The sequence below is a fragment of the Nostoc sp. genome (assembly GCF_036919595.1).
In the GTDB taxonomy this organism is placed as follows: domain Bacteria; phylum Cyanobacteriota; class Cyanobacteriia; order Cyanobacteriales; family Nostocaceae; genus Nostoc.
In genome coordinates this window covers 1-10,898 of the sequence record NZ_JBALCO010000010.1, presented here as the reverse complement: position 1 = coordinate 10,898, position 10,898 = coordinate 1, and the positions used below count along the sequence as shown (strand labels likewise).

Here is a 10,898-nt window from a genome sequence, read left to right as displayed (position 1 = left end):
TAGCACTCGATTGCAATTACTTTACCGTATTTGCTGTGCTGTTTCTTAAATCCTTTACTAGTAAGCCTTTCAAGACTTAACGGGAAAAGTCAGATACGGTACACCTTCAAGTGCATTGGCGGCTTCGACAAGGGCCCGCGTGCCACCGACTTGATCGCCTAGCACCACAGTGACTTGCGACTGATCAACAGTTGCCGTTTTTTCCGGGTTGGCTAGCTGCCCACACCCATACAGTCCTAGCAAAGGGAGGAATGCAGCAAACAGCATAAGTGTTTTATTGGCATGGTTGAATTGAATCATGTTTGACTTCTACACTCTGATACTTTTATAATTCCTGTTTTGTATGTTGACCCCAAGGTTCACGAGCGAAGATCCGATGTACCATAGGCTCAAAGAAAGTCAGTGGCAGAGGATCATAGTTTGGATCAAATGATTCTTGATCCCACTTATGGCAGAACTCAGTGGTGCAATCAAAGTAAGGATGACCTCGAAACTTTTCTCTTGCATGGCGATCAAGTCCTATATGATGCCAGAAATATCAGATTTACTGGATAACTTTCTTGCAAGCCAACTAAAAGTGTCAGGGCGCGATCGGCAACCCGATTCAAGCGAGGCTTAGAGTGTTCCTGTAATAGAAAATAATCTTCTTTTGTTCCATCTGCCATTTATGTATAGGTGGCAATAGGTCTTTCTGTAGATGAGTTTGACATTACATTACTCCTGATGTAAACCTCAAAATTCTTTGTTGATTCAATGTGAGTTATTTTTTGCAACTTAGTACAGCATTTAATTAATTTGTAGCGAATTAAATTTGACAATATCTTACAGTTTCAATGCATCTTGATGCAATGCCAATGCGTCCTTCTACAATGTCAACGCATCTTGATGCAATGTTAATGCGTTCCTTTACAATGCCAATGCATCTTGATGCAATGTTAATGTGTCCCTTTACAATGCCAATGCACCTTGATGCAATGCTAATGTATCCTTATACAATGCCAATGCATCTTGATGTAATGTTAATGTGTCCTCCTGCATTAAAAACGCTACGTTTTTAATGCAAAAGTGTACTTATTTAAGTAATCTGGGTTATAGCAGTCCTAAATCATTTGTAAAAATAAATTAACCGCAGAGGCACAGAGGAGGGCTGTTGCATGGGCGGGTTTCACTCTATGTGCAAACTGCCCGTAGCGCAGAGAGAGGAATTGGGGATTTTCACGACTCATTTAGGATTGCTATAGATTATCTGGCATTACTTAACCTAGAAGGGATTTCCAGTTAAAAAAACATCCTATCGTAGGGGCACAAGTCCTTGCGCCTCTACAAATGTACAAATAATTTTGGATAATTTATTTTTTGTCAGTCCCTAAACTAATAGTATGACGACAGTAAACAAGGCAGTTTGCACATAGAGTGAAAGACAGTTACTCCAAGTGAAAATTATTAAACCGCCAACTCTTGGAGACGCTTTTGCCAACGCGCAGCGTCTCTCTGAGAAATCGCCAAAAGCGCCAAGGGGAGAAACAGAAAAGTTCATAAATCTAGGACTAGCTTTTTCAAGGTGACTTGTAAAATCTCTTTTTTCTCTCTGCGTTCTTTGCGTCTGTGCGGTTAAAAAGTCTTTTGTTTAACCACAGAGAACACAGAGTCAACAGGTTAAATAGGAGTTTATTGAGCAAAATTTTTACCCACCTTGAAAGGGCTAGTCCTAAATCTGTTCCCTATCATCTGTTACCTATTCCCTTGTTCTGTCCCCAATACCAGATATTGCTATGGGCGACTGGCAGAGGCGGTTGGGTACTGATGTCCTAAGATGGGATGGGGTGTGTAAGGTTCTTCAAGGAACTTGCGTTCTTCATCGGAAAGCTTCAAATCCACCGCCTCCACTGCTTCTTTAAGATGCTCTATCTTACTAGCACCAACAATCGGAGCCGTTACACCCGGTTGATGCAACAACCAAGCTAAGGCAATTTGTGTTGGTTTAACACCGCGTTTTTGGGCTAACTCTACGACGCGATCGACTATTTGGAAATCCGAATCTTGATAGTAGAGATTGTGAGCAAAGTCATCGGTTTTAGCCCGCACAGTTTCCCCATAGCTTTGCTTGCTGCGATTCCCCGCCAAAAAGCCTCGTGCTAGAGGACTCCAGGGAATGATCCCAATTCCTTGATCTAGAGATAAAGGTATCACCTCTCTCTCTTCTTCTCGATAAACTAAGTTGTAGTGATTTTGAATAGATATAAAGCGATTCCAGCCGTGTTTGTCAGCCGTGTAAAGGGCTTTGGCGAACTGCCATGCGTAAACACTTGAGATTCCTAAGTAACGAACTTTACCTGATTTGACTACATCATGCAGTGCCTCTAGGGTTTCCTCTATTGGTGTTTCGTAGTCCCAGCGATGAATTTGGTACAAATCGACGTAATCTGTTTGTAGCCGCCGCAATGAGGCATCAATGCTATCAAAAATATGTTTGCGAGACAGCCCTTGATCATTGGGGCCATCACCGATTTTATTGAAGACTTTGGTAGCAATGACAACTTGATCTCTTTTGGCAAAATCCTTTAATGCCCGTCCCAAGATTTCTTCGCTGGCACCTAAAGAGTAAACATCGGCGGTGTCAAAGAAGTTAATCCCCAATTCCAAAGCTAGTTTAATAAACGGGCGACTTTCTTCTTCTTCTAGTACCCATTCTCGCCATTTCCGAGAACCGTAAGTCATAGTACCCAGAGTAAGGCGTGATACTTTCAGTCCACTTTTTCCCAGATTTACGTATGTCGTCATACTGTTTGCTCTACTTTTTGATAACGTTGTGAAAGTTCTAAAGCAAGTTGAGAAGCTTGATGTGCTTCATCGATGTGTCCTAGCTGGCTATAAGTATTAGCTAATTCCCGCTGAATCACTGGAATATTGCCACGGGCAGCATTGCGCTTTTCCAGGACATTCAAGGCTTTGTGATACTGCCGATCGCGAATCAGTGCATCAAGATAAATTTGTTCAAATAAATCTTGTTGAGCATGAGATCCACCCGTGGAGTATAAATCGGGTAACACTAGCTCTAATTGAGCGATCGCCCTTTCCCAATCCCCACGAGCATGAGCAATCATCCCCCTAGCTGCTGGTACTCCTATCTCTAGCCAAGTACGCCGCACGTAGGGTAAGACTTTCTCTCCATGAGTTTGCATACTCTCTAACATCTGTGCCGCCCAATCATCTTTACCACCCCGCACCAGTGCATAGATGTATTGTAAATCCAGGAAGGCGAGGACGTGTTCGTGTAGCCGTGGTTGCAGGTAAGCAGCAAGTTCCTGCCAGCGCGAACCGACATCTACACCGCGTAACTCTAACCGCAACAATAATGCGATCGCATTAATCTGTTCGCGTCCATTGTCTTTTTTGGCACGTCCCCAAATGTTTTGGTCATAAATTTCTACTACCTTGGCAAAATTCTCTGCATCCAGGTAGTAAAGAGATGTGTGCCACCAAAGATGTCCGTAAAACACTGGATTACCATATTCCCAGGTATCGCTGAGACTTTCCATTAAGGCGATCCCTTCATCTAAGCGCCCTTGAGTTTCTAACACATGAGCAAGGGCGTGGTGTGCCCAACGGTTATCTCGTTTCAGGGTGATCGCTTGCCTGGCATATGTTTCTGCTTCTGCTAAACGATGACACTCTTCTAGCCCGAAGGCCAACATCCCGTAGATATACGGGTTGTGACGATTGGCGGCGAAAACTTTTTCGGCAATTCGCAGCATCCCTTGACTGTTACCGGAATTTCTATAGTGGTATTGGGCAAGATGCAACGAGGCTAAATCGCGGGGATAGCTATCAGCGATCGCTTCATGGTGGGCGATCGCTTGAGCAATATCTCGGTTTGCCCATGCTTCAATTGCAGCAACATAAAGTTTTTCGCGATCATTAGCGTGGGTGAGGTTTGCCTTTGCCGTATTTAAATAAGATGTCGCCTGAGTTAAGGCAACACCACCAGCAAACAGATAAAAGGCGGCAGCTTGAGTATTGGCGATCGCACAAGCCGGATCAGCCTCAACTGCTTTGAGAATAACTTGGGCATCGTTACCAACACCCAATAATTGATCAACAAAGCTATCGATGGCATTTACCGCTACTGATGAGTCGGTAGTAATTTCGAGTTCAAATGCATCTTTTACCATTGGTTTTCCAGAGCATTGCACAGCTAAAACCACCGCTTACTTCCATTTAAACTATAAAATACGGTAAACTTATCGACTTACTGTACTTTATAGATATTAAATTAGAATTTCTCACAATCGGTGATGAAAATCAAGAGGTTTTGACCAAGTTTATCTAAAACATCATTTTCTCTGTAGTAGTGGGAGGTCTTGCGAAGTGTGTAGACGCTTGTAGGCTAGAATGAAGTATCAGAGGCGATTTTTGTGGAAAAGTGAAGTTGAGAGAATTAGGCGTAGGCGTAGCACGTCGTAGACATCGCTTCCAGACAAAATCCAATCAAAGCGGATTTAGCCTTTACTTGACTGTGGAAGTAAGCCCAACTCTGTGTAAATTGGATGCACTATATTTCTGATTTGGGGCAATTGTCTACTAAAGAAATATGCTCCGAAAATGCAACAAATTCCGCCAAATAATAAAGCATTGGTAACACCCAAATGACCTGCCAATGCCCCGAAAAATAAATTACCAAAAGGCAAGATTCCTAAAAAACCAGTTGTAAATAGACTAGTTACTCTACCTCTTTTATTTTCATCAAGAATAATTGATTGCATAAAGTTATTAATAGAAGCCAGAGTTAAAGTATTATTCATACCGATGATAAACATGAATATTAGACAAATCTTTAAGTTGCTTGAACGAGAGAAAACTATTAAACCTAAACCTAAAATTCCAGTAGAACTTGCTATAATTTTTCCCAGTTCCATGATGTTTTTTATGGAGATGAGATAAATACCTGAAACTATAGAACCAAGTGCCGAAGCTGTCATCAAAAATCCCATAGTTTCAGCATTACCCTTGAGAACTTCTTGAGCAAAAATCGGCACCAAATTGACATAAGTCATTCCCATGAAACAGACAATAATTTGTAATATCAGTAAATATTTAATTGGCAAAAATTTGTATGCGTAAACAAACCCTTCTTTGAGGTTTTCCCAAATTTGGTATTTTTGATTCAATGAATTATTTATAATTGGGTTTACTTTAACAGTTAAGATTGCAGATATAAAAGGTAGATAACTAATACTATCTACTAAAAAACAAGAAGCTGTACCAGATCGAGCAATTAGTAAACCCCCAATCATCGGACTAACAAACTTTGCTGTATTAATCAAGAATGAATGGCAAGCCATCGCACTATAAGTATCTGATTTCTTATCCAAAAGTCTGGGAATAATTACCTGACGTGCTGGTAAATCGAAAGCTTTTACCGTTCCCTGAAGCGTACCGATGACAATAATCCATGCAACATTGATGTTCCCACTAAGAGTTATAAATGTTAGTGTAGAAGATAGCAGAATAGATACTATTTGAGTAGTTAATAGGACATATCGTAAATTCCAGCGATCTAGTAATACTCCTATCAAAGGAGTAATAATTAAGCCCATAGCTTGATTTGTAAATCCAGCCACACCTACTAATACAGCAGAACTAGTTATTTGATAAACTAGCCATACCAAAGCAATTTGAGTCATCCAAGACCCAAAAAAAGATAAGCTTTCTCCAATAACGAAACAAGAAAAATTCACGGATTTCAACGCAGATGGAATTTCAAAATAAACAAAGTTTTGCTTACTTTTGTGTAAGTTTTTTCTATTACTTGGTATCATGAATATTTACCTATTTAAAAATTGTTGCAACCCTATTTTTTTAAAATAGACTTAACTTTAAAATATGAACTAGTGGTTTGTAATGAGTGATTTATCACTAAATTTAAAAGGCTATAGCTGAATGGCACTAAGTTAAGATACAGCCCTTGCCCTGACTGGTTAAGAGCCTCAAGGCTATTAACCTATCGTGGGAAGCAGCAGCAGGAATACATTCCCTGTCTTAAGACTCTTAACGAGGCAACACAAGCCTTTGGGCTTTTCCTTTAACCCATTACGCTTGGAGAAGATAATTTGCACGGACGAGGACATTAGTAGAGACATTGCATTGCAACGTCTCTACTATTTTTTTGATGGAGTTTTAGCAGACTTACATATTACCAGCCCTGAAAGAGTATTAGCAAAGCTTAATGTTTGTAACACAAGAAGTTTGTATGCTTAGTATTACAATAAAAAAATAGCGATAGTATGACTAGAGTATGTATTATACCATGTCTGGTCGAATACCCACAATTTTTACAAATCAACCCCCAACCCGTACCGCCAAGCAGCAAAGGTTTGGGGTGGTTGATCCTCAATTAAGCAGAGGTGAGATCATAGCCAAGCTCGGTCGTATTGAACAGGCCAGAGTTTATCGTGTCCTAACTGTTTGGCTGCCAGATGTGGCCAGTAAGGATTGCGGAGTAGTTCACGTCCTAACAGCACTATATCAGCTACTTCTGTGCGAATAATCTTGTCAGCTTGCTCAGGGGATGTAATTAAGCCCACGGCTCCTGTATGGATATTGGCTTCGCGGCGGATGCGTTCGGCAAACTCAGTCTGATAACCAGGTTTAATTGGTATATTGATGCCCGGTATAATACCGCCCGATGAAGTATCGATGAGATCAACTCCTAGAGACTTGAGTTTGTCACTTAAAGCGATACTTTGCTCGATGTCCCAACCCTTATCTACCCAATCGGTGGCAGAAATACGTATCCACAGTGGATATGTCTCAGGCCAAATCTCTCGGACTGCTTGAACAACTTCTCTAAGCAGACGAGTCCGGTTTTCAAAGCTACCACCATAATCATCTTGCCGTTGGTTAGAAAGAGGTGAGAGAAACTGATGCAGTAGATAACCGTGGGCAGCATGGATTTCAACTACCTTGAAACCAGCTTCCAGAGAACGTTTGGTAGCTTCGACAAAGGCTTGAATAACTTCCTGAATTCCCTGAAGACTTAGGGCTTCTGGAACTGGGCTATCTTTGTTAAAGGCGATCGCACTACTCGAAACCAAGGGACGCCAACCTTCCTGAGATTCATCTAGCGCTTTTCCTCCCTTACTGGGTTTAGCAGTGCTGGCTTTTCTACCTGCATGAGCAAGTTGAATACCTGCAACAGCTCCGAAGTTATGAATCAATGCCACAGTTTTGGCTAAAGTTTCAATATGTGCATCTGACCAGATTCCCAAATCTTGGGGGCTAATGCGTCCGCGAGGTTCTACAGCTGCTGCTTCTGTTATCACTATACCTGCACCGCCAACTGCGCGAGAAGCTAGATGAATAACGTGCCAATCATTAGCATATCCATTTGTACTGGAATATTGACACATCGGTGAAACGGCGATGCGATTGCGAAAGGTAACTTCACGAATCTTGAATGGTTCAAACAGGTGTGCCATTAATATTGATTCCTTCTCTTGTTAGGTGAAAGAAATTGGGGACGGATTTGCAGCATGAACTCGAATTTGTATTAAACGGCTGAAGATTTTGTGTTACGTACACTGAAATGAGCGATAAACGCCACAGTCAACAAAAAGAATCCCAATGCACAAACGCCGTTCCACTGCCACAATCCCCAGGTATAAGTACCGAGAAAAGAGCCAAGTGCGCCGCCAGTGTAGTTAGTGACCATGTACACCGTATTCATACGGCTCTCAGCATTTAGAACTAAGTTATAGACGCAGATTTGGTTTGAAACGTAACCAGTGTGCATTTCTAAGTCAAGAATAAGCATCCCTAATATAAGACCCATTAAATGAGTTCCACCAGCTATCAAAAGGATGACAAAAGCTACTAGTCCGAAACTCGACACAGATAACCAAACGAGATTGGGAACTGTAGCCTCCACCACCAAGGCACAGGCCAGCAAACTTAGCATAGTGACAATTAACCAGCGGCGTTCCATCATGTCGCCCAAAGGAACTAGCAACAATAGCCCCACTGCATAGCCAGTTTGGGTGAGAGTGGGAATAAATCCTACCTGCTGGGCAGAGATATTCAAGCTACGTCCCATATCAGCCAGTAGCGGCTGATTGTAGTAGACATTGGCCACTGCTAAACCATAAGCGATCGCTAAAGTTAAAACGGTACTTCGCTGCCTCAGCGAATTTTCATCAGTGGTCAACATGTGCTGCTTTTAACTTTTTATTATGCACCCAAATATGGAATAGTAGTTTAAATACTTGTTGAATGACTAGAGTCCTCATCAGGACTTGAATGAATAAGCTGATCATCAGGCTTTTGGCTCTGCAATTCCCATATATCATCTTTTCCTAGTTCTTGATCCACTAATAACTGTAGATGATCTGGTAATTTAGTTGTTTGCCAAATTGACCAAATTTCTCCACAACATAATTCATTTTCAATTTTTCCAAAATACATGGCTTTATTTTCCAAGTAATGTGACCATTTAAGTTTAGTAACTGGTAATTTAGGAAAGATGAAGTATAAAATTTTCATCTTTGATTCTTTCACCATCTTTAAAATACAGGTAATATTCGCCCCTGATACTGCTTGTTAATAAAATCTCTAACTTGTGGATCGTTAAGAAGTTTGTTCAGCTTCTGAATTTTTGGCTCATTTTCTCGACCCTGTAATGTGACTAATGCCAAGGCATACTTTTTATCTTTAGCTGTCTCCCGTCCCATAGATTGCGGTGTTATTCCTGCTAGAGCAACAATTTGAGCCGAGGAAACAATAAAATCTACATCATTAATAGCTCGAACTACTTGGACTCCTTCTACTTCCTTGATTCGCAAGTTTTTAGGATTCTCGGCTATATCTCTTTGAGTTACAAATTTTTTAATATTTTTCTTAAGTTTTATTAAGCCATTACTTGCCAGTAACCTCAGTCCTCGGTCATTATTTATTAGATCATTGGCAATTGTAACAGTGGCATTTTGAGGAACCTCATTCACAGATTTGAGGCTTTTTAAGAAAAGACCGAGTGTGCTTAAAGAAACTAGATTTAATGAGACTAAATTTATTTTGAGTTCCTTGACAGCATTATTCATGAAAGGTCGATGTTGAAAAAAATTGGCATCGATTACTTTGCCTCTTAAAGCTATATTCGGTTGTATCCTGTCATTAAAAGTCACAACTTTTACTTCTAATCCTTCCTGAGGTGCTAGTTGAGTATCTATAAACTTCAAAATATCTTCATATCTGATTCCCGTCACCCCAACTTGAATGACTTCTTTTTGTGTAGTTGCTTGGGCTGTACCACTGTTACCTGCTATTGGACAATTTAATTGCATATTACGGTAAATTTATAGATTTAACGTAGTATGAACTATAAGATTTGCATAGATGAAGATAAAAAACAAGGGTAGAGGCATATAGTTCCAAGCCTCTACAGCCAACTTATGTGGGAGAACGGGTTGCCGTAAAGCCTGCTACAACGGGCTATCGGGATAATCTGCTGGACTAGTACCGCAAGGCGGAAGTTACTCATTCAAAAGGAGCCAGTGCGTTGGGCGGCTCTGCCGACTTGTTCGCGCAGCGTCTCCCTAAGGAGAAGTAACTGGCGTTCAAAAGTCAAAAGTATTACGGAATGGGCTTTTTAAGGTTTTTAAATGGTTGGTCTATTTCCGCCGTGTTGTACTAAATGATCGCAGCACCTGTTTTAAGAAAAGTAGTGTCAATTGCAGTCATAGTTTGGTGTAATATTAAATTTAAATTTGGTAATTGACTCTTTCCATGAACAAATAATTACAAATCAGGACTTACGGATTGTTAATGCACTTCCACTTCAAACTTTGATTCGTGTAAATATTTCAAGGCTTGAGTCACCTTTGCTGCCTCTATTTCGATTTGAAACTGACCAACGCGGCGATCGCCTACGGTTTCGACGCTACCGCTGAGGATATTAATATCAACATCAAAACGACGTGCTAAAGTGGCGAAAATCGGCTGACTTGCTTGTTCTCCCGCAAAGGCGATCGTTGCTAGCACTACGCCAAAACGTGCTATAGCTTTTATTAGTGCCATTCACTTTTAGACACTGTGAACTTTTTTATCGGTTGTGCTGTTTGGGCATATAAAGGTTGGGTGGGCGAACTCTATCCCCAAGGCACTCGCACTGCCGATTTTCTCCATCTCTACAGTCGTAGCTTCACGACTGTAGAAGGTAACACCACCTTTTATGCGGTGCCTAACCAAGAAACTGTAACCCGTTGGGCTGCCGAAACACCAACAGGTTTTGAATTTTGTCTGAAATTACCGCAAGATGTCACCCATCAAGGGTTGTTACAACCTTATATTCCGGCTGCTTTAAAATTTCTGGAAGCGATACGCCCTCTAGAGAAGCGTCTTGGTCCAATGTTTGCCCAGTTACCACCCAGTTATGCACCTGCACTGCTTGACGATTTGACCAACTTTCTCGAAGCTTGGCCGCATACAGAAGCACCCCTAGCGCTGGAAGTTCGGCATCGCGACTGGTTCAGAGAACCCCATGCTAGTAATTTAACGGTGCTTTTAGAAAAGCTAGGTGTAGGACGGGTACTCTTAGACTCGCGCCCCATCTATACTGGAGATGATGACCCCCAGTTACAATCGGAACGGCGTAAACCTAAATTACCCTTGCAATTGAGTGTGACAGCACCTTTTACTCTGATTCGGTTTATTTCTCATCCAAATTTATCAGTGAATCAGCCGTTTATGGAAGAGTGGGTAAAGCAGATTCAGCAATGGTTGCAGACGGGAGTGCGAATTTATTTCTTTATTCATTAGACCTCTTGCAGAATTATTTTTATGTTATAATAGAAGGCTTTGCTTCCATACTAATGAGGTGGAATAATTGACAAACGTGATACTTGGGT

The 10,898-nt window shown here is 41.2% G+C and carries 11 protein-coding genes; 1 reads left to right on the top strand and 10 read right to left on the bottom strand.

Features of this window, described 5'->3' with window-relative positions:
* Positions 1–69: 69 nt before the first annotated feature.
* The 10 genes from V7K21_RS01255 to V7K21_RS01210 all read right to left on the bottom strand — a co-directional run bounded on the left by V7K21_RS01255 (position 70) and on the right by V7K21_RS01210 (position 10,068).
* A complete protein-coding gene (locus V7K21_RS01255) occupies positions 70–300 on the bottom strand; it encodes a hypothetical protein (protein ID WP_335171025.1) in 231 nt (76 codons plus the stop codon).
* Positions 301–512: 212 nt separating this feature from the next.
* Positions 513–665, bottom strand: a complete 153-nt coding sequence (locus V7K21_RS01250; RefSeq protein WP_335171024.1) for a hypothetical protein — start codon at positions 663–665, stop codon at positions 513–515.
* Positions 666–1,770: 1,105 nt separating this feature from the next.
* The gene (locus V7K21_RS01245) at positions 1,771–2,781 is read right to left on the bottom strand and encodes an aldo/keto reductase (protein ID WP_335171023.1); all 1,011 of its coding nucleotides are present in this window, start codon (positions 2,779–2,781) and stop codon (positions 1,771–1,773) included.
* Entirely contained in the window at positions 2,778–4,205 is a 1,428-nt protein-coding gene (locus V7K21_RS01240; protein ID WP_335171022.1) for a tetratricopeptide repeat protein, read from the bottom strand. Before V7K21_RS01240 ends, V7K21_RS01245 begins: the two co-directional genes overlap by 4 nt.
* A 294-nt stretch (positions 4,206–4,499) precedes the next feature.
* The gene (locus V7K21_RS01235) at positions 4,500–5,819 is read right to left on the bottom strand and encodes an MFS transporter (protein ID WP_335171021.1); all 1,320 of its coding nucleotides are present in this window, start codon (positions 5,817–5,819) and stop codon (positions 4,500–4,502) included.
* A 591-nt stretch (positions 5,820–6,410) separates the two neighbouring features.
* Complete coding sequence (gene namA / locus V7K21_RS01230) at positions 6,411–7,478, bottom strand: NADPH dehydrogenase NamA (protein WP_335171020.1); 1,068 nt, start codon at positions 7,476–7,478, stop codon at positions 6,411–6,413.
* A gap of 71 nt (positions 7,479–7,549) precedes the next feature.
* Complete coding sequence (locus V7K21_RS01225; RefSeq protein WP_335171019.1) at positions 7,550–8,206, bottom strand: hypothetical protein; 657 nt, start codon at positions 8,204–8,206, stop codon at positions 7,550–7,552.
* 47 nt (positions 8,207–8,253) lie between these two features.
* On the bottom strand, positions 8,254–8,556 hold the full coding sequence (locus tag V7K21_RS01220) for a hypothetical protein (RefSeq protein ID WP_335171018.1): 303 nt from the start codon (positions 8,554–8,556) through the stop codon (positions 8,254–8,256).
* Positions 8,557–8,558: 2 nt separating this feature from the next.
* Positions 8,559–9,335: a MetQ/NlpA family ABC transporter substrate-binding protein gene (locus tag V7K21_RS01215; protein ID WP_335171016.1), complete on the bottom strand. Its 777-nt coding sequence runs from the start codon at positions 9,333–9,335 to the stop codon at positions 8,559–8,561.
* 478 nt (positions 9,336–9,813) lie between these two features.
* Positions 9,814–10,068: an NIL domain-containing protein gene (locus tag V7K21_RS01210; RefSeq protein ID WP_335171015.1), complete on the bottom strand. Its 255-nt coding sequence runs from the start codon at positions 10,066–10,068 to the stop codon at positions 9,814–9,816.
* 15 nt (positions 10,069–10,083) lie between these two features.
* On the opposite strand from V7K21_RS01210, the gene V7K21_RS01205 reads away from it, so the two are divergent.
* The gene (locus V7K21_RS01205; RefSeq protein WP_335171014.1) at positions 10,084–10,809 is read left to right on the top strand and encodes a DUF72 domain-containing protein; all 726 of its coding nucleotides are present in this window, start codon (positions 10,084–10,086) and stop codon (positions 10,807–10,809) included.
* The last annotated feature ends 89 nt before the right edge of the window (positions 10,810–10,898 follow it).